Annotated in this window: 19 protein-coding genes; 5 read left to right on the top strand and 14 right to left on the bottom strand. The window is 75.5% G+C overall.

From position 1 onward, the window contains the following. Positions 1 to 120: 120 nt before the first annotated feature. The 7 genes from F8568_RS44775 to F8568_RS44745 all read right to left on the bottom strand — a co-directional run bounded on the left by F8568_RS44775 (position 121) and on the right by F8568_RS44745 (position 6,575). On the bottom strand, positions 121 to 510 hold the full coding sequence (locus tag F8568_RS44775) for a hypothetical protein (protein ID WP_151600236.1): 390 nt from the start codon (positions 508 to 510) through the stop codon (positions 121 to 123). A 790-nt stretch (positions 511 to 1,300) separates the two neighbouring features. Continuing rightward, complete coding sequence (locus F8568_RS44770) at positions 1,301 to 3,067, bottom strand: S9 family peptidase (RefSeq protein ID WP_202126103.1); 1,767 nt, start codon at positions 3,065 to 3,067, stop codon at positions 1,301 to 1,303. 19 nt (positions 3,068 to 3,086) lie between these two features. Then, the gene (locus F8568_RS44765; RefSeq protein ID WP_151600234.1) at positions 3,087 to 4,007 is read right to left on the bottom strand and encodes a serine hydrolase; all 921 of its coding nucleotides are present in this window, start codon (positions 4,005 to 4,007) and stop codon (positions 3,087 to 3,089) included. Positions 4,008 to 4,077: 70 nt separating this feature from the next. Next, positions 4,078 to 4,839 (bottom strand): MerR family transcriptional regulator, encoded by a 762-nt coding sequence (locus tag F8568_RS44760; protein WP_151600233.1) that lies wholly within the window; start codon positions 4,837 to 4,839, stop codon positions 4,078 to 4,080. Positions 4,840 to 4,926: 87 nt separating this feature from the next. Beyond that, positions 4,927 to 5,088 carry a hypothetical protein gene (locus tag F8568_RS44755; RefSeq protein ID WP_160574005.1) on the bottom strand — a complete coding sequence of 54 codons (162 nt, stop codon included), beginning with the start codon at positions 5,086 to 5,088 and terminating at the stop codon, positions 4,927 to 4,929. A gap of 72 nt (positions 5,089 to 5,160) precedes the next feature. Continuing rightward, on the bottom strand, positions 5,161 to 5,433 hold the full coding sequence (locus F8568_RS44750; protein WP_151600232.1) for a hypothetical protein: 273 nt from the start codon (positions 5,431 to 5,433) through the stop codon (positions 5,161 to 5,163). A 242-nt stretch (positions 5,434 to 5,675) separates the two neighbouring features. Beyond that, complete coding sequence (locus F8568_RS44745) at positions 5,676 to 6,575, bottom strand: LysR family transcriptional regulator (protein ID WP_151600231.1); 900 nt, start codon at positions 6,573 to 6,575, stop codon at positions 5,676 to 5,678. A gap of 87 nt (positions 6,576 to 6,662) precedes the next feature. On the opposite strand from F8568_RS44745, the gene F8568_RS44740 reads away from it, so the two are divergent. Beyond that, entirely contained in the window at positions 6,663 to 7,778 is a 1,116-nt protein-coding gene (locus tag F8568_RS44740) for a diaminopropionate ammonia-lyase (RefSeq protein ID WP_151600230.1), read from the top strand. A gap of 28 nt (positions 7,779 to 7,806) precedes the next feature. On the opposite strand, the gene F8568_RS44735 is transcribed toward F8568_RS44740, so the two are convergent. Further along, positions 7,807 to 8,709: a helix-turn-helix domain-containing protein gene (locus tag F8568_RS44735; protein ID WP_328601315.1), complete on the bottom strand. Its 903-nt coding sequence runs from the start codon at positions 8,707 to 8,709 to the stop codon at positions 7,807 to 7,809. A 118-nt stretch (positions 8,710 to 8,827) separates the two neighbouring features. Between F8568_RS44735 and F8568_RS44730 the strand changes: the two genes are divergently transcribed. Together F8568_RS44730 and F8568_RS44725 are read left to right on the top strand one after the other, a co-directional pair. Beyond that, entirely contained in the window at positions 8,828 to 9,802 is a 975-nt protein-coding gene (locus F8568_RS44730; RefSeq protein ID WP_151600229.1) for a GlxA family transcriptional regulator, read from the top strand. 125 nt (positions 9,803 to 9,927) lie between these two features. Continuing rightward, on the top strand, positions 9,928 to 10,395 hold the full coding sequence (locus F8568_RS44725; protein ID WP_151600228.1) for a hypothetical protein: 468 nt from the start codon (positions 9,928 to 9,930) through the stop codon (positions 10,393 to 10,395). 10 nt (positions 10,396 to 10,405) lie between these two features. Here F8568_RS44725 and F8568_RS44720 read toward each other — a convergent pair whose 3' ends face one another. The 5 genes from F8568_RS44720 to F8568_RS44700 all read right to left on the bottom strand — a co-directional run bounded on the left by F8568_RS44720 (position 10,406) and on the right by F8568_RS44700 (position 15,935). Then, positions 10,406 to 11,902: an NADH-ubiquinone oxidoreductase-F iron-sulfur binding region domain-containing protein gene (locus F8568_RS44720; RefSeq protein ID WP_151600227.1), complete on the bottom strand. Its 1,497-nt coding sequence runs from the start codon at positions 11,900 to 11,902 to the stop codon at positions 10,406 to 10,408. Continuing rightward, on the bottom strand, positions 11,899 to 12,708 hold the full coding sequence (locus tag F8568_RS44715; RefSeq protein WP_151600226.1) for a hypothetical protein: 810 nt from the start codon (positions 12,706 to 12,708) through the stop codon (positions 11,899 to 11,901). The genes F8568_RS44720 and F8568_RS44715 overlap by 4 nt, the downstream gene beginning before the upstream one ends. Positions 12,709 to 12,721: 13 nt before the next feature. Continuing rightward, positions 12,722 to 13,879: a hypothetical protein gene (locus F8568_RS44710; protein ID WP_151600225.1), complete on the bottom strand. Its 1,158-nt coding sequence runs from the start codon at positions 13,877 to 13,879 to the stop codon at positions 12,722 to 12,724. A gap of 89 nt (positions 13,880 to 13,968) precedes the next feature. Continuing rightward, on the bottom strand, positions 13,969 to 15,255 hold the full coding sequence (locus F8568_RS44705) for a sensor histidine kinase (RefSeq protein ID WP_151600224.1): 1,287 nt from the start codon (positions 15,253 to 15,255) through the stop codon (positions 13,969 to 13,971). Continuing rightward, positions 15,252 to 15,935: a response regulator transcription factor gene (locus F8568_RS44700; protein WP_151600223.1), complete on the bottom strand. Its 684-nt coding sequence runs from the start codon at positions 15,933 to 15,935 to the stop codon at positions 15,252 to 15,254. The genes F8568_RS44705 and F8568_RS44700 overlap by 4 nt, the downstream gene beginning before the upstream one ends. 99 nt (positions 15,936 to 16,034) lie before the next feature. On the opposite strand from F8568_RS44700, the gene F8568_RS44695 reads away from it, so the two are divergent. Next, positions 16,035 to 16,592 (top strand): hypothetical protein, encoded by a 558-nt coding sequence (locus F8568_RS44695; RefSeq protein WP_151600222.1) that lies wholly within the window; start codon positions 16,035 to 16,037, stop codon positions 16,590 to 16,592. Between the two features lie 386 nt (positions 16,593 to 16,978). Further along, the gene (locus F8568_RS44690; protein WP_151600221.1) at positions 16,979 to 17,521 is read left to right on the top strand and encodes a Pycsar system effector family protein; all 543 of its coding nucleotides are present in this window, start codon (positions 16,979 to 16,981) and stop codon (positions 17,519 to 17,521) included. 16 nt (positions 17,522 to 17,537) lie between these two features. Here F8568_RS44690 and F8568_RS44685 read toward each other — a convergent pair whose 3' ends face one another. Then, on the bottom strand, positions 17,538 to 18,050 hold the full coding sequence (locus tag F8568_RS44685; RefSeq protein WP_151600220.1) for a hypothetical protein: 513 nt from the start codon (positions 18,048 to 18,050) through the stop codon (positions 17,538 to 17,540). Positions 18,051 to 18,380 lie beyond the last annotated feature (330 nt).

Genomic DNA, 18,380 nt, shown 5'->3' with positions numbered 1-18,380 from the left:
GTGCCGGATCCTCGCTCTCACAGCGGCGATATGGCACAACGACAAGACCGGACAGTCGATCAAGCGGTCACTGACTGCCTATGATCACTGACTGCAACGACACTCCTTGGACTCATTCATCTAGCCGAAGGTGATGTCCCAGTGGTCGCGCTCGCGGGCGAACAGCGTGCCGTCCGGTGACCGGTACAGCCGCGCGCCGTCGCCCCGCACCCCCTCGTACGGGTAGCGCGTGATCGCCGCGTCGACGCACCGGTTCGGCGCGATGTCGAGCTTGTAGCCGGCGGCGTGGCCGCGCGGGCCGGCGGCGTGGCCGCGCTCCGTCCCGCCGGTGACGGTGATCGGGCAGCCGGTGTCCGCCCGGAACTCCAGCAGGCGCCTGAGCGTGCCCCAGCGCAGCCCTTCGAAGGACGTGCAGGTCGGGCGCGCGCGGTCCGAGCAGTGCCCGGTCGACCGCCACCGGATCCCGTTCGCGCGCAGGAAGCCCGCCGCGACCTCATGATGCAGCCGCACCGAGTCCGGGATGTCCGGGAGCCCGGCCGTGGGAACGCCCGGGGCCGCGCCCGCCGCAGGGTCCGAAACCGTCGCAGGCCGCGGTGAGGCGGGCGGCGATACGGGCGCCGGGGGATCCGCCGGAGGCAGGACGCCGCCCATCCCGGTGGCCGCCGCGGACGGCGCGAGCCCGGCGAGCGTCCCGGGCGGCGGGCTGGGCCGCGCGGGCGGACCCGGGGCCTGCGGGCTCGCCGGCTGCGCGGCGGTCTGCGCTCCGCCGGGCGGGTGCGCGACGGGCGAGCGTCCGGGCGCGGGCGGCGGATGCGACGCGGCGGAGGCCAACGTGACCGGAGATGCCCCGTCCGCCGGCGGATCCGGCGGCGGAGGCGCCGTTACGGTGGACGGGCCGGGTGCCGGGGCGGTGGTGGCGTCCGCCGGGGCGACCTGGGCCGTGGCGACGAACGCGGCGGCCGTCGCGAGAAGGGTGCCGAGCGCGGTGCACGAAGGTTTTCGGCGCGGGCGCGGGCGCGGGCGCGAGTGCGGGCAGGGCGTGGGCGTGGGCGTGGGCGTGCGGACGGCATGCGGCCGGTCCATGGTGATCCCCCCGGTTCGGCTCTCCACGCGGAGAGCGGCGGTGAGCGCGCCGCCGCACGGGGCGGCGGCGCCCGGGGGGCCGCCGGTCGGTGACCGGCCCTCTCTCTTGTCGGCGGCGCTCGGTGGCGGCCGATCGGAGGGATGCCCGGGTCTTCGATCTTGTAAACGCAGGCGAACGCGGGGACGGGCGGGGCGACGCCCGTCCCCGCGGACTGAATTACGACATACCCAGATGTTTGCGGGCGAAGTCCATCTCCGCCGACATTTGCGTGATGCGTTCCTCGACGACGAGGGAGCCGTGGCCCGCGTCGTAGCGGTACGTCTCGTGCGGCAGCCCCAGCTCGGCGAGGCGCGCGAGGTAGTTGTCGATCTGCCGGATGGGGCAGCGCGGGTCGTTCTCGCCCGCGAGGACCAGCACCGGCGCCTTCACCTTCTCGACGTAGGTGATCGGCGACGACTCGCGGTACCGCTCCGGGACCTCCTCGGGCGAACCGCCGAACAGCGACCGGTCGAACGCCTGGAGCCCCTCCATCTCGTCCTCGTAGGCGGCGACGTAGTCGGCCACCGGGACGGACGCGACGCCGACGCTCCAGTCGTCCGGCTGCGTGCCGATGCCGAGCAGCGTGAGGAACCCGCCCCACGACCCGCCGGTGAGCACGAGCCGGTCCGGGTCGGCGAGGCCGGTGCCGACGGCCCAGTCCCGGACGGCCTTGATGTCCTCCAGCTCGGTGAGCCCGACGCGTCCCTCGATCGCGTCGCGCCACCGCGAGCCGTAGCCGGTGGAGCCGCGGTAGTTGACGCGGACGACGGCGAACCCGTGGTCGACCCACGCGGCGGCGGCGGGCGCGAACGAGTCGTCGTCCTGCGCGGTCGGCCCGCCGTGGACGTCGAACACGGTCGGGAACGGGCGGTCCCCCTCGGGCTTGCTGACCAGCGCGTGGATCCGCCCGCCGGGACCGTCCACCCACGCGTCCTCGACCGGGACGGACGGCGGCGCCGCGGGCCCGGGCGGGGTGAGCACGACCGCGCCCGACGTCGACCGGATCACCGGCGGTTCGGCGGCCGACGACCAGGAGAACTCGACCGTGCCGTCCGGCCGCACGTCCGCGCCGCCGATCACGCCGCGGGGCGTCTCGACCCGCGCCAGCGACCCGTCGCCGAGGTCGTAGCGGTACAGCTCGTCGCGCGCCTCGTGGTTGTGGGAGATCAGCAGTGCGGACCCGTCAGGGTACCAGCCGGCGCCGATCTCGCCGGGCAGGTCGAGGACGATCTCCCGCTCGGTGCCGGCGGCCGGGTCCCAGATGAGGATCTCGTCGCGGCCGCGGCGCTCGTGCCCGACGAGGAGCCGGGTGTCGCCGTGGACGGGCGCGAAGCCCATCCCGTAGACGCCCTTGCCGGGGCCGTCCCACAGGTCGGCGACCGCGGAGCCGTCCGGGCGGACGACCCGCAGCGCCATGTGGCGGCTGTCGCCGTGCTCGCTGTGCCCGACCGCGATGAGCGACTCGTCCCGGGACAGGGCGGCGACGTGCGCGTCCTCGGCGTGGTGGTACAGCACCTCCGGCGCGGCGCCGGGGCGGCACAGGTGGACGGTGTTGCCGTCCTCGCCGGTGCGGCCGACGACCGCGAGGCCGCTCGCGCCGAGGGACAGCCCGGCCGGGTAGGACGGGTCGAGCCCGGGGACGGCGGGGGCGTCCTCGCCGCCGCCGAACGGGACGCGCCGCCAGACGCCGAACTCGTCGCCGTCGGTGTCGGCGAACCACCACACGTGCTCGCCGGCGGGGTCGATGGCGCCGATCCATGTGCCGTTGGGCCGTTCGGTCAGCTGCCGCTGCTCGCCGGTGCCGCGGTCCCAGGCGTAGATCTCCCAGGTGCCGGTGGCGTTGGAGCGGTAGATGCTGCGGTCCGGGGCGTCGCGCGCCCAGCGGGGGAGGCTGATCCGGGCGGCGCGGAACCGCGCCTTCCAGCGTTCGTCGTCGTCGGCCATTCCCCCAGTATCGCCGCGATCACGCATGCGGCGGGACGGAGCCGTCGGAGGTCTCCGGCGCGCCGTCCGGGAGGCCGCCGAGGACCGGGGCGCGGGTGCCGGGCGCGAGGCCGCCGTGCACGGCGCGGGCGACGCGCTCGATCGTCTCGACCCCGTACGCCATGGTCGGGGTGCCCTGCGTGAGGACGGCGATCAGGTAGTCCTCGCCGGGGCCGGTGAACGCGCCGATGCTGTGCACGCGCCATTCCTTGCCGTGCCGGGGGAGCCAGCCGTTCTTGACGTGCCAGGTGATCCCGGCGGGCGTCCCGGCGGTGGTGCCCCAGCGCTGGGACGCGATGACGCGGTGCATGAGGCCGAGTTCGTAGGCGCGGGCGTCGTCGGTGAGCAGGGCGTTGTGCTCGGTGAGGCGCCGCAGGAGGGTGATCTGGTCGGCGGCGGTGATCCGGGTGAGGCCCCAGTGCCCGGCGGGGTCGAGGGCGGTGTGCGCCATCCCCGCCCGCTCCAGGAACCGGGCCAGGCGGGCGCGGCCGACGGACCGCCAGAGCGCGGACGCGGCGCGGTTGTCCGACCTCGTGATCATCTTGGTGGCGAGGGCGTCCTCGGCCTTGGTGAGCGGGCGGTGCTCGCCCGCGGTCTCGCGCAGCAGCGCGGCGAGGATCGTCGCCTTGACGACGCTCGCCGAGTCGTAGTGCCGTCCGGCGCGGACGCCGCAGCGCAGACCGCGCTCCCGGCCGTAGACGGCGACGGACTCGGTGCCGGTGCGGCCCTCCAGCGCGGCGGTGATGCGGCGGCCGAGCCGCGCGGCGAGCGCCGGATGCGCGGCCGAGGCGCAGACCGGGGCCTGCGCCGCGCGGGCGGGGACGGCGGCGGCCGCCCCGGGACCGGCGGTGATCGCGGCGGCGGCGCCCGCCGCCAGGGTCCCTGCGAGGAGTACGGGCACCCGCCCACGCTAATGATCAAGAGGCCGGGCGTCCGGTCACGACACGCGACGAGGGTCCGACAGCCTGTGACTAAGGCGAGGTCAGGCGGCCGAGGAGCTGGTCGATCGCGGCGCGGACCTGCCGGTCCATGGCGCGCGCGAACCCGGCCTCCACGGTGACCTGCGCGCCGGGCCGCAGCCGGGCGAGGGTCTCGGTGAGGTCGCCGAGGTCCTGCTCCTCGAAGTCGCCGACGACGTGGTCGGCGATCAGCCGGACGAACATCGCGGCCAGCTCGTCCATGCTGCGCTGCAGCTGCTGCCCCGCCGCCAGCACCTCGGCGAGCGGCACCCCGGCGCGCACCAGCGTGACGGTCGCCTCCAGCTGGCGGCGGCTCCAGTGGGTGACGCGGTCGCCGTCCACCTCGATCACCCCGGACGACACCGCCCGCTCGACGGACTCGGGATTGACCTCGCCGGGGAACAGCTCGGCCAGCTCGTCCAGCGTCATCGTGACGGGGACCTCGTTGGACCACGGCGCGGTGGCCACCTTCTCGACGCCGAGCACGGTGCCGATGTCGCGGCCCTGCTCCCACGCCGACAGCAGCTCGCGGATGCCCTCGAGGGTGTGGCCGCGCTCCAGCAGGTTGCCGATCATGCGGAGCCGGGCGAGGTGGTCCTCGGAGTACAGCCCGATGCGGCCCTCCCGCCGGGGCGGCGGGAGCAGCTTGCGTTCCTGGTAGTAGCGCAGGGTCCGGACGGGGACGCCGGCGGCCCGCGCGAGCTCGCCGATCCGGTACTCGCGGCCCGCGTCCGCGGAGGCGGCGCCCTGGTCGTCCGCCGGCTGTTCGGTCACGGCAGAAGCATAGTTCGCTACGACACGCGACCGGCTATGGACCGCCAGGACCGCGTTCCGGACGGAACGGGCACGGCGCCGCGGGGTCTAGGTGACGCGGCGGGCGGTCATGATCCGGCGTCTGCGGTGCCGGCGGCCCTCCTCGCCCTGCCGCTGCGCGGTGTCGGCGGCGATCAGGTCGTGGAGCGTGCGCGGGACGATGTCCTCGCGCTTGTCGGCGAAGCGGGTGCGCTGCGCGGTGGGGCGCATGGCGGTCCCTCCCCTGCTGTCGGTCCCTGCTTTCGGTGCGGTCGGCGCGCCCGGTCGCCGGGCGCGCGGCGGTCAGGCCGCGGTCGTGAGGTCGCCGTAGGCGTCGTGGACGGTGTCGAGCGCCCACCGCATCCGGACCGCGAACGTGTCGGGGTGGTCGCCGGCCTCCTGGGCGACGCGGGCGGCGCAGGCGGACGGGGCGCCGGCGCAGGTGCGCGCGAGGGCGTCGACGGTGCTGCGGACCTGCTCCGGCGTGGGGTTGTCGGAGGCCTGCAGCCCGGAGCTGAAGAGGATCTCGGCGAGGTCGGTGGCGGTCAACGAGGGAGTGGGCGGCGTGTTCGACATCGTGTGCCTTCTTCCTGCGAGGGGGCCTCGTCCCCCTGCTGCCGACTATGACTCTGCCGGAGCGGCGGAGTCATCGCCATCGGGGATAACACCCATTCGAAGGTGCGGGTCACCCCCAGAACACCCGTAGGCGGCGGAGTCTCGAGGGTCGGGGTGTGGAGGTCTCATGGCGCCGGCGTGGCGTGCGGCGCTGTGCTCACCAGGGCCTTTCCCAGCCCGGTGCGTTATTCACACGATCCAGGCTAGTCGGCGCCCGCGAATCCGGTACCCCCCGCGAGGGCGTCCCGGAAGGCCCGGACGGCGGGGTGCGCGCCGCCGCCGCGGCGGGTGGCGGTGAACAGCCGCCGGACGCGCCGCCCGGCGGGCAGCCGCGCCATCGCTACGGTCGGCGGGCGGTCCGTCCAGACGAGGCCGGGCAGCAGGGCGGCGGCGTGCCCCTGCTCGACGAGCCGCAGGTGCAGCAGCAGGTCGCTGGACTCGAAGCGGACGTCGGGTTCGAACCCGGCGTCGCGGCACAGCCGGGTGGCCCAGGCGCGGGCGGCGGTCCCGGCGGGTTCCATGACCCAGGGCGTCTGCGCGAGGCCGGCCAGCACGGTTCCGGGCGGGACGGTGCCGGGCAGGGCGAGGCGGATCTCGTCCTCGCCGAGCTCCTCGTACTCGACGCCGGACGGCCGGGGGTGCGGCTCGCCCGGGTACTCCTCGGTGACGACCACGTCGAAGTCGCGGGCGAGCAGGGCGGGCAGCGCGCTCTCCGGTTCGCGCTGCGTGATCTCGACGCGGAGGCCGGGATGGGCGTCGCGGAGCGCGCTGAGCGCGCCCGGGACCAGCGCGAGCGCGGCGGTCTGGAACGCGGCGACGCGCAGCGTGCCGGTGATGTCGCGCAGCGACGCGGCGAGGTCGGCCTCGGCGCGTTCGAGGCGTTCCAGCACGGCCTCGGTGTGCGCGACGAGGATCTCGGCCTGCGCGGTCAGCCGGACGCGGCGGCCGACCGGTTCCAGCAGCCGCACCCCGGCCTCGCGTTCCAGGACGGACAGCTGCTGCGAGATCGACGACGGGCTGTAGGAGAGCGCCTCGGCGACGGCGGCGAGCGTCCCGCGGTGCTTGAGCTCGCGCAGGAGCCGCAGCCGGTGCAGATCGAGCACGGCCCCTCCATTCATCGGTTGTACCGATGATTATCGCTCGGAAACATTCGCTGGACCGACCGATCGTGGATGCGCGAGCGTGGCCGCATGCCTCCCGCCCCGTCCGCCTCCCTCGCCCGCACCTCGTGGTTCTCCCGTCCCGCCGCCCGCGCCTGGAGATGCCCGCCCGCGTCCCGCGACGCCGCCGCCTTTCACGCCGCGCTGCCCGGATACGCGCCGACGCCGCTGGTCGAGGCGCCCGCGCTGGCCGCCGGGCTCGGCGCCGGGCGGGTGTTCGTCAAGGACGAGTCGTCCCGGCTCGGGCTGCCCGCGTTCAAGATCCTCGGCGCGTCGTGGGGCGTCTGCCGGGCGCTGTGCGACCGCCTCGGCGTGCCGGTCCCGGCGGCCGGGCCGGTCGCCGCGCTGCGCGCCCGCGCGGGGGCGTTCCGGCTGGTCACCGCGACGGACGGCAACCATGGGCGGGCCGTCGCCGCGATGGCCCGGATGCTCGGGACGCGGGCGGAGGTGTTCGTGCCGGACGGCGTCCACCCCGCCGCGCTCGCCGCGATCGAGGGGGAGGGCGCCCGGGTCGTCCGCGTCGGCGCGCCGTACGACGAGGCGGTGCGCGCGGCTGCGGAGTCGGCCAGGGGGGACGCGTCGGCGCTGCTCGTCCAGGACACGGCCTGGCCGGGCTACGAGCGCGTGCCCCGGTGGATCGTGGAGGGCTACTCGACGCTGTTCGCCGAGATCGACGCGCAGCTGCGCGCGGCGGGGGCGGGCGCGCCCGATGTCGTGGCGGTCCCGGTGGGGGTGGGGTCGCTGGCGCAGGCGGCGGTGGTGCACTACCGGTCCGGGGTGTCGGCGCCGAAGCTGCTGGCCGTGGAGCCGGACGCGGCGCCGTGCGTGCTGGCGAGCCTGGCCGCGGGCCGCCTCGTCACGGTGCAGACGGGCGCGACGGCGATGGCGGGGCTGAACTGCGCCACGCCGTCCTCGGCGGCGTGGCCCTACCTGCGGGCGGGCGTGGACGCCGCCGTCAGTGTCGCGGACGCGGACGTCGCGCACGCCGCGCGCGACCTGGCCGCCGCCGGGGTCTCCGCAGGTCCGTGCGGTGCGGCCGCGCTGGCGGGGGTGCGGGCGGCGCGGCCCGGACTCGGCCTCGGGCCGGCGGACACCGTCGTCCTGCTGAGCACCGAGGGCGCAGCCGCGAACCCGCCGCCCGCCTGACCTCACGCCCTGATCCGGCGGGCGGCCGTCACAGCGGTTCGATCAGCTCGGCGAGCAGGGCGCGGCCCGCGTCCGGCGGCAGCGCGGCGGCGCACAGGCGGTCCCAGGCCGCGGTGTAGGCGGCGAGGTCGGCGGGCTTGTCCAGGTAGAGCGCGGTCGTGAGGAACTCGAGGTAGACGACGTCGGGCAGCGCCCGCCCGGCGAAGCCGAGGATCGTGAAGCCGTGCGCCAGCGGCAGCGGGCGCCCGCCGACCGGGATGATCCGCAGCTCGACGCGGCCGGCGTCGGCGAGCGCGGCCAGGTGCCCGAGCTGGCCGCGGATCAGCTCCGGGCCGCCGACGAAGCGGCGCAGCGCCGCCTCGTCGAGGACGGCGGCGAGCGTCCGGCCGGGGTCGCCCTCGAACCGCCGGCGGCGCAGCCGCCGGACGGCGGCCCGCTCGTCGATCTCGATGCGCCGGTCGCCCTCCCGGATCCCGTCCCGGATCGCCAGGCAGGCGCGCGTGTAGTCCTCGGTCTGCAGCAGCTCGGGGATCTGGCACGGCTCGTAGGCGCGGACCTCGCGGGCGGCCTCCTCCAGGTCGAGGAACCGGTGCGTCCAGGCGGGGACCAGCTCGCCGTACCGGTGCCACCAGGCCCGCTCGTTGGCCTCCTGCGCGAGGCGGAGCAGCTCCTCGCGCTCGGCGCCGGCGGGCAGCCCGTAGAGGGTGAGCAGGTCGGCGACGTCGCGGCGGGCGAGTGAGGTGCGGCCGAGCTCGATCCGGCTGATCTTGGACGCGCTGCCGCGGATCGCGTAGCCGGCCTGGTCGCGGCTCAGCCCGCTGCGTTCGCGCAGGTCGCGCAGCCGGGCGCCGACCAGCATGCGCCGCGCGGCGGGCCCCCGCACCGCCCCGTTGCCGGGCCCGGCCGATCGCGGATCCTGCCCTGCGCTCACGGCCGCTCCTCGGGGTGGGGACGCTGCACCCGGGATAGTAGTAGCAAGTGCAGATGCACGTGCAGGAAAACAGAGAGTCTCAGTGTGGCCATATCGCGGCGCATGAAAGACTCTGGCCATGCACCGTGTCGTCGTCCTCGCCCTCGACGGCGTGTACCCGTTCGAGCTGAGCATCCCGGTCCGCATCTTCGGCTCGGCCACCGGCCCCGCCGGCGAACCCCTCTACGAGGTGCTGACCTGCGGGATCGACGGCCGTCCTGTGCGCACCAGCGCCGACTTCGCCATCGCCGTCGAGCACGGGCACGAGATCATCGAGACCGCCGGCACGCTCGTCGTCCCGCCGTTCGGGTGCGGCCCCGCCGTGGCGGCGGAGTGCCCGGCACCGGTCGCGGACGCCCTCGCCCGGCTCCGCCCCGGCGCCCGCATCGTGTCGATCTGCACCGCGTCCCACCTGCTCGCCGCCGCCGGGCTCCTCGACGGCCGCCCCGCCGCCACGCACTGGGCCGAGGCCGAGCGCTTCAAGCGGTTGTTCCCCGACGTCGACGTGAACGCCGACGTGCTGTTCGTGGACGACGGCGACGTGCTCACCTCGGCGGGCGTCGCCGCCGGGATCGACCTGTGCATGCACATCGTCCGCCGCGACCACGGCAGCGAGATCGCCAACCAGGTCGCCCGCCGGTGCGTCGTGCCGCCGTGGCGCGAGGGCGGCCAGGCCCAGTTCATCGAGCGCCCCGTCCCCGAGCCCGACGCGGCCGCCACGTCCGCGACCCGCGCGTGGGCGCTCGGCGAGCTGCACCGGCCGATCCCGCTCGCCGAGATGGCGCGGCACGCGCGGATGAGCGTCCGCACGTTCTCCCGCCGGTTCCGCGACGAGGTCGGGATGACGCCCGGCCAGTGGCTCGCCCGGCAGCGCGTCGACCTGGCCCGCCGCCTGCTGGAGACCACCGACCTGCCCGTCGACCGCATCGCCGAGCGGGCCGGCTTCGGCACGTCGGCGTCGCTGCGCCAGCACCTGGTCGCCTCGATCGGCGTCCCGCCGTCCGCCTACCGGCACACCTTCCGCGCGGGGCACGCGCGCGTCCGCGCCCACTGACCCGGCACGGGCGGCGAAAGATCTCCGTTTTCAGGCGGTACATCCGGCCTACGCGTGAGTAACATATTCTCACCGCGGACGCGCGGGACGGATCGACGCGACGACGGAACCCAAGGGACGCCGCCATGAACCCCGTGACCGAACTGCTCGCCGAGCGGCTGGACGAGATCACCGCCGAGATCGTCGGCGAGATCGCCGGCCGCGTCCCCGCCTACACCGGGCTGAGCGCCGCGATGATCCTCACCCTCGTCCGGGACGCCCTGACCGTCTACACCGGCGCGCAGGACCGCGGCGCCGCGCTCGACCACTTCCGCCGCCTCGGCGCCCACGAGGCCCGCGCGGGCCAGGACGTCCGGCACCTGGAGTCGGCGCTGCGCAGCGGCGCCCGCGTGCTCATCCGCCGCACCGCCAACGCCGCCGCCCGCGTCCACCCGCCGAACACCGAGTTCATCGCGGTGATGGAGAGCGCGTTCAGCGCCGAGGACCAGATCATCGAGGCCGCGGTGGACGGCCACCACCGCGCCGCCCGCCCCCGCAACCGCTCACGCCTCTACCCGCTCGTGGCGAGCCCCCACCGCTACTCGGCGAACTGACCGCGCCGGGTCAGGCGCTCCGCACCGACAGCGCGAGGGCGGGGCACATCTCGGCGGCCTGGACGGCGTCGCGCAGCAGCCGCGCGGGGACGGCGCCGTCGGTGATGACGGGGTAGCCGAACTCGTCGAGCCGGACGAGGTCGGGCAGCAGGTGGCGGCACAGGCCGTGCCCGGCGCAGCGGGACCAGTCGATCGCGAGCCGGTGCGGGGACGCCTCCGCCTCCTCCGGCTCCTCGCCGTGGACGGGCAGGAAGCGGCGGGTCGGCCGGCCGCAGCCGCCCCGGTCGAGGTGCGCGGCGACGTCCTGGTCGAACGCGCGCAGCGCGGACAGCAGGAACCGGGTCGTGCCGTCGGGGTGCTTGCAGGCGCCGCGTCCGCGGACGGTGGCGCTGCCGCGGCGGACGGCGGCGACGGCCTCGTCCCCGGCGGTGCCGGCGGCGAGCGCGGCGACGGACCGGGCGATGGCGGGCAGGCCGAGCCGGCAGGGCCCGCACTGCCCGGCGGACTCGGCGCCCATGTACCCGGCGACGCGGGCGATCTCGCCGAGCGGGCAGGTGTCGCGGGGCAGCGGGACGATGATCCCGGCGCCGAGCGCGCCGCCGGCCGCCGCCATCGACTCGCGCGACACCCTGACCCGCGCGGCCTGCTCGGGGGTGAGGCACGCGCCGTGGTAGCCGCCGACGATGACGCCCTGCCCGGCGTCGGTGCCGCAGTGCCGCAGCACGTCGGCGAGCGGCACGCCGGCGGGGGTCTCGACGACCATGTGGCCGCCGTCGGGGAGGGTGACGGTGAGCAGGACGGTGCCGGGTTCGCGGGGCGTGCCGGCGGCGCGGTACCGGTCGGCGCCGAGCTCGGCGAGCACGGCGAGCTGCGCGAACGTCTCCGCGTTGGACAGCAGGGTGGGGAGCCGGTCGACGCCGCTGTCGGCGGCCCGGACCTTCTGGCCGGGCGGGATCGGCGTCTCGCCGTTGACGCCGCGGACGAGCGCGCCGCCCTCCCCGGTGATGAACCGCTCGGGGAGCTGGACGACGCGGGCGCGGTCGCGCAGCCGGGTCTCGGCGAGGGCGAGCCGCAGCGACCGCGCGGCGAGGCCGTCGTCGGTGACGCCGATGACGAGCTCCCGCGCGCCGAGCGCCTTGACGGCGAGGACCGCGCCGTTCAGCACCAGGTGCGGGACGTGCGCGAGGAGGGCCTTGTCCTTGGAGCTGGCGGGTTCGCCTTCGGTGGCGTTGACGAGCACGACGCAGTCGCGTCCGGTGCGCTGCGCGGACCGGTGCACGGCGGCGAGCTTGCGGGCGAACGGGAACGCGGCGCCGCCGCGTCCGCGCAGGTCGGCGGCCTCGGCGAGCGCGGCGAGCTCGCGGAGCGGCAGCCCGCGCGGGACGGGGTGGACGAGCCGGTGCGCCGCCGCGTCGAGCCGGGACGTCCGGTCGAGGCCGGCGAACAGGCGCGGCGGCCCGATGGTGGTGAGGCGGAACCCCCGGCCGGTCGTCGTGGCGGTGCTCACGGGCGGCTCCTGGACCAGCGGCGCGCCTCGTCCTTGAGGTCCGCCCAGAACTGCTCGTCGGGGACGCGGGCCTCGGCGGCGGGCTCGGGCCGCCGGGCCGGGGGACGCGCCGCCGCGACGGGGCGGACCGGCCGGGGCCCGGACGTGCGGCGGTGCCGGGACGCGATCGCCAGCCGCACCAGCACCAGCAGGAGGACGGCCGCCGCGCACAGCAGGTAGCTGTAGATCACCCAGCTCTTGGCGGCGCGCCCGGCCTGGAGGCCGTGGACGAGCGCGACCGGCCAGCACACGTAGACGGCGAGGTGCAGCAGCCGCCACGTCCAGGCGCGTCCGGCGCCGATGAACCGGCCGCGGGCGACGCCGGTGAGCGCGGCGAGGATCATCAGGTCGCCGGCGACGGGCCCGAGGCTCACCATCAGCCCGTGCCCCTGGAACCCGGCGGCGGGGAGCAGCGCGTCGAGCGCGGACGCGTGCTTCTCCAGCACTTTCAGCACGATGTGGACGGCGAGGAAACTGAGCGAGAGCGTGGCGGCGGCGCGGTGCCCGGACTGGGCGAGGATGCGCAGCCGGATCGGCGTGAACCGGCTCGCCGCGAGCAGCCCGAACACGACCGCGCCGGTCAGCCCGACCAGCGTGAACACGCCGGAGAAGAACTCCAGGAACGCGTGCGCGGCGGTGAGCAGGTGCGCGGCGCCCGCCGTCCGGCCGATGGCCGCGGCGGCGGCGAGGCCGACCGCCATCAGCGTGATCTTGAGCGTGCGGCGGCCCGCCGGGACCCGGACGGGCGGCGACGAGGTCGTGCTCACGCGCGCCTCCCCGTCATGGCGCCGTCACCGTCGGGGACGCCGGCGATGCCGGGGACGCCTTCGGGGACGCCGTGGCGGTCGGCGACGGCGACGGCACGGGGAGCGCGCCGGAGCCGAGGTTCAGCAGCGGGTCGCCGCCCTGCACGCGGACGCCGTCCCGCGCCGCCGCGACGGCCTTCCCGGACGCCGCGACCTGGAGCGTCCAGCCGCCCACCTGCAACCCGTTGAGCGCGGCGGGCCGCCCGCCGGACAGCACCCCGAACACCACGGACGCGGGCCCGGCGGCCTGCCCGGACGAGCACGGCAGGCCGCGCCCGGTCGTGCCGAGGTAGGCGCCCGTCCGGACCGCGCCGCCGTCCTTCACCGGTGTCAGCGCGGTCAGCCGGGAGAACGTCGAGGCGAGCCCGTTCGGATGGATGAGCAGCAGCATCGCGTGCCCGGACGTCCGGCTGCACAGCCGGTAGAGGCGGCCGGGCCCGGGCGCGAGGACCCGGCCGTCCCCTCCCGCGAACGCGATCGCCCTGGGGTCGCCGGCGGGCCGCATGGTCCACGACTTGCCGACGCCCCAGGGCAGCTCCAGCCCGGTGGCCGTCCCGCTCGAAGCGGCCTTTCCGTAACGGGCGAGGAGCGTGCGTTCGCCGTCCGGCACGACGTCGGACGGGGCGTTCTTCACGAACGCCGCGAAGGTCCGCGCGCCGGTCACCGACACCTGCCAGCCGGTCTTGTCGTGGTGGGCGAGGAACAGCGACGCGTCCGGCGGCGCGTCCACTCCGGCGGGCGGCGCGATCACCGACGAGCCGAACGCCCAGCCCTTCGCGGCGTCCGACCGGGACAGCAGGACGGTCGGCGCCGCCGGGGCGCGCCCGCCGAACTCGCGGCGCGCGATCGTCGAGCGCTGCTTGAGCACCGCCGTGGTCACCGTCCGGACCAGCGGCGTCGTCTTCGCGGTGGTCGTCGCGGGCTTGGAGCTCCGCGACGCGTGCGCCGGGCGGGTCCGCTCGGACGCCGGCGAGGGCGCCGCCGCGGGACGGCTCGCCGGCGCGCTCGTCGTCTGCGCGACCACGGCGCACAGCACGAGCAGGACGGCGCCCGCGCCGGCGCCGCCGAGCCGCACGATGCGGTTGGCCAGCGGCAGGACGGATCCGCCGCCGGACGGCGGAGGGGACATCACGCCGTAAGATTCGCGGCTCACCCGATAAGAGGGCGCTTCGGACGGGTTAAGAGTCGGCTAAGGCGCGTAATGCCCCGGAGCGCAAGCCGTCAGGATGGCTCGGCGTCGCGCGGCGGGACACCGAAACGGACCATCACCCGCGCGCCCCCGGCCGGTGACTCGCCGAGCTGGAGGCTGCCGTGGCTCGCCTCCGCCGTCCGCCGCACGATGTCCAGCCCGAGCCCCGTCGACGACGCCGTGCTGACCCCGCGCCGCAGCAGGTGCCGCCCGGGAAAACCGGGGCCCGCGTCGTCGACCGTCAGGTAGACCGCGCCGCTGCGCGCCTCCAGCGCCACCCCCATCGCGCTGCCCTCCGGCGTGTGCGCGAAGACGTTCCCCAGCAGCGCGTCCAGGCACGCCGACAGGTCCTCCGCGCGCACACGGACCAGCAGCGGCCCGGACGGGATCCGCATGTCCATCCGCCGGTCCTGCTCGTCGGCCAGCACCGACCAGAACCGCACCCGCTCCGCCACGACCGCCGTCGCGTCCGTGCACGGCGCCTCCGCGCGCACCGGCCGCCGCGTCGTGTTGATCAGCTCGGTGACGGTCCGCTCCAGCACGTCGACCTGCTCGCCGATCCGGCCCGCCTCCGCCGGGTCCCGCAGCGTCTCCGCCTCCAGCCGCAGCACCGTCAGCGGCGTGCGGAGCCGGTGCGACAGGTCCGCGGCCTGCTCGCGCTCCCGCGACAGCAGCGCGTCGATCTGCCCGGCCAGCTCGTTCAGCCCGACCGTCACGTCGCGGATCTCCAGCGGGCCGCCCGGCTCGATCCGCGCGTCCAGGTCCCCGGTCGAGATGCCCTTCGCCAGCGCCGCCAGCTTCGTGATCCGCCGCACCAGCGACCGCGCCAGCCGGTCCGCGACCAGCACGCTCACCGCCAGCAGCCCCGCCGCGAGCCCCGCCAGGATCGCCCACGCCCGGCCGACGCCGGCGGACATCTGCCGGTCGGTGACGAACGCGCGGATCACCGCCGTCCCGCCCCGGCCGCCGAGCACCGCCACCAGGATCTCCCGGCCGCCCGGCGTGTCCACGGTCAGGCTCCGGCCCCGCTCCGCCAGCCGCACCCCCGCGTCCCGGTCCGCCGGCGCGCCGCTGAACTTCCCGTCCGGCCACAGCACCGTCATCGGGTAGCCGCTCGACGCCGTCTGCTGCAGCGCCACCTCGACCGTCCCCCGGTCGCCCGCCGCCACCACCGGCGCGAGCGCCTGCGCCCGCACGTTCGCCGCCGCGAGCGTCCGCGTCCGCGCCACGTCCTTCACCAGCAGCGCCAGCGGGACGAGGAACGCCACCAGCACCAGCACCACCGTCGACGCCACCAGCAGCGTGATGTGCCTTCTCACGACGGATCGACGATCTTGATGCCGGAGCCGCGCACCGACCGCAGGTACCGCGGCCGCGACGCCGACTCGCCGAGCTTGCGCCGCAGCCACGCCACGTGCACGTCGATCGTCTTGTTCGCCCCGCCGAGCGGCACGTGCCACACCTCGGTGAGCAGCTCCCGTTTCGACACCACCTGCCCCGGCCGCGACGCCAGGTAGAGCAGCAGGTCGAACTCCTTCGGCGACAGCTCCAGCGGCCGGCCGTCCAGCGACGCCTCCCGTGCCGCCGCGTTCATCCGCAGCCCGCCCACCCGCACCTCCCGGGCCGCCGCGCCCGGATCGTCCGCCCGGCGCAGCACCGCCCGCACCCGCGCGTCCAGCTGCCCCGCCCCGAACGGCTTCACCAGGTAGTCGTCCGCGCCCGCGTTCAGGATCCGCTCGATCTCCCGCTCGTCGTCGCGGGCCGTCGCCACGATCACCGGGACGGAGCTGACCGCGCGCAGCATCCGCAGCACCTCCGCGCCGTCCAGATCCGGCAGCCCGAGATCGAGGATCACCAGGTCCGGCCGGGCGTTCACCGCCCGCCGGATGCCGTCCATGCCCGTGGGCGCCGACGCGACCGCGTGCCCGCGCTCGCCAAGCGCGCGAACGAGCCTGCTGCGCACCTCGGAATCGTCCTCCACCAGCAACAGTTGCGCCACGGCGCCACGCTAGACCGGGAACGCGGCCGATAAAGGCCCTATCGACGCCTTAAGGGCGGCTTAACCGAACCTTAGTCATCGATATGGGACAGTTCGCACATGTCCAAGCACAGCGCGCTCGCCGCCATGGTGTGGTCGGCGGCCGCCGTGCTCGGAGTCGGCGCCGGGATGGCCGCGATCAACGTCGTCGGCACCGGCATCACCGAACGCGGCGTCAAGCCGATGACGCCCGACGAGGTCGCCGCCGCGCTCGCCGTCCCGCCCACGCCGACGGGCCCGTCGCCCGCCGCGCAACCCTCCGCTTCGACCTCGCCGCCGGCCCGCGACAAGCCGCGGCCCGCGCCGACCGTCACCGTCACCCGCCAGGTCACCACCGCCATCACCAGCCTGGGCTCCGAGGCCGGCGACATCGTCGCCCGCTGCGACGGCGGCGCCGCGTTCCTCGTCTCCTGGACGCCCGCGCAGAACTTCAGCGTCGGCGACAGCAACCGCAGGCCCCCAGGGCCGGTGTTCGTCCGGTTCCAGTCGTCCAGCCGGTTCGTCACGATGACCGTCACCTGCCGCGCGGACCGTCCGACCGCCGCCGTCAGCGTGGACCGCCGCGACGACGACCACCACTCCAGGTACCCCCACCGCCATTTCCCCGGCAGGGGCTAGCGAGGCCCCCCGACTCGCTAGCCCCTGCGCCCCCGCCCCGGTGACCCGCGTCACCCGGGAACGCATGTCACGTTCCGTCCGGCACCGCCCGTCTTCATGGTCGACCGCAATGGAAACGGCCTAGGAGGACGACATGGGCGCGCAGATCCTGCTCACCGGCGGCACCGGCACTCTCGGCGGGCACATCCTGCCTCACTTCCTCACCGCACACGTCCGCTAGGCCGACGAGTCCGCCGCAGCAGCGCCTTTCACCCGCCAGGTGATCAAAGGACTCCGGGAAACCCTCGCCTCTCCGGTTACCCGCGGGACATATTCCGGTTCCACCGGACCTCACCGTTTCCCTCACCGCGTCCAAACGAAAGAGCCGGCGACAGCGGAGGGCAACGATGACGCAGACCTCGAACCATTCCGGCCGGCAGTCCGGGGCCGGTGACGAGACCTTCGAGACCTACGCCTGGCGCGTCCACCAGGCCCTGCACGACTGGACCGCGAAAGTCGACGCCAAGGCCTCCGTCGTCCTCACCCTGGAAACGGCGATCCTCGGAATGATCGTCGTCTTCGCGCAGTCGGGAAAGCGGCTGCGGCACCTGTCCGGCCTCGAGAGCTGGACGTTCGGCATCGGCGTCGCCCTGCTGGTCGGCGCCATCGTGCTGGCCGGCGCCGCCGTCTTCCCCCAGCTCAACCGCCTGGAGGCGCGGCGGCACTGGCGACGGGGCTACGTCTACTTCGGCCATCTGCGCCGCTGGGACCCGGCCGAACTCGTCACCGCCCTCGAACACGGCGTCGGCCGGCGCAACCGACTCGTCCTCAGCACCCAGCTGGTCGCCCTGTCCAAGATCGTCTGGCGCAAGCACTCGTTCCTGCAGTTCTCCATGGTCACCGTGGTCCTCGGCAACATCGGCGTCTGGCTCCCCCTCCTGCTCTCCTGAGCCGGAAGCCCGCGCGCTACTGGGTCTCGGTGATGCGGACGGCCGCCTGGCCGGAGAAGCGGACGCTGGCGTTGTGCGGTGCGGCCTGCACCCACTGGTCGAACCCGTCGAGCGAGCACTTCATGACGTCGGGCGGGGTGGGGGAGCCGTCGGGGCAGGTGCCGCCGGCGACGTACAGGACGGTGTCGTCGGCGGTGAAGAAGGCGACGTCGCCGACGAGGAACTTGCCCGGGGCCAGGTAGCGCAGCCGCCCCCACTTGGTGGTGATCTGCCGGCCGCCCTGCGGCGCGGGCGGGGTGTGCCGGACGACGGGGGCGTCCTGACCGCCCGAGCCCTGCGGAGTGGACGGTGTGGACGGGGTCCGCGTCGTGGACGTGCCGCCCGGAGCCGGGGACTCGCTCGGTGCCTGCGCGGCGCCGCTGGGCGTGGCGGCCGGCGCCGCCGCGGTCCCGCCGCCGCCGTTGCCGCCGCAGGCGGTCAGGCCGAGCGCCAGTGCCGCCGCCACTCCGGTGATCACGATCTTCCGCATGGGTCGCCGCTCCCGTTCTCGGTGCGCGGCCTCCGTGGTCGCGCTGTGCCGGGTGAGATGCGGCCCGTCCCGGCGGAGTTGGCGCCCCGGAGCGTGATCAATCCGACCCGCCGTTCCCCGAACCCGCGTCCCGCCGCGGGCGTCAGGATGCCCGGAGGGCGAGCAGAAGTTCGCGCGTCCTCGCGATCTTTTCGAGCCCGGACCACGGCCCGCGGCACCGGCGCAGCGATCGCAGACCAAACCAAGGGCCGCGTCTCGCTCATGTCCTCCGATCACCCGTTTCCGGGCGGCCCTGTCCAGGTCGTCCCTTCTCAAGGTCAAGTTCTGCGG

This window comes from Actinomadura physcomitrii (genome assembly GCF_008923205.2).
In the GTDB taxonomy this organism is placed as follows: domain Bacteria; phylum Actinomycetota; class Actinomycetes; order Streptosporangiales; family Streptosporangiaceae; genus Spirillospora; species Spirillospora physcomitrii.
This window is presented reverse-complemented; position numbering and strand designations above follow the sequence as displayed.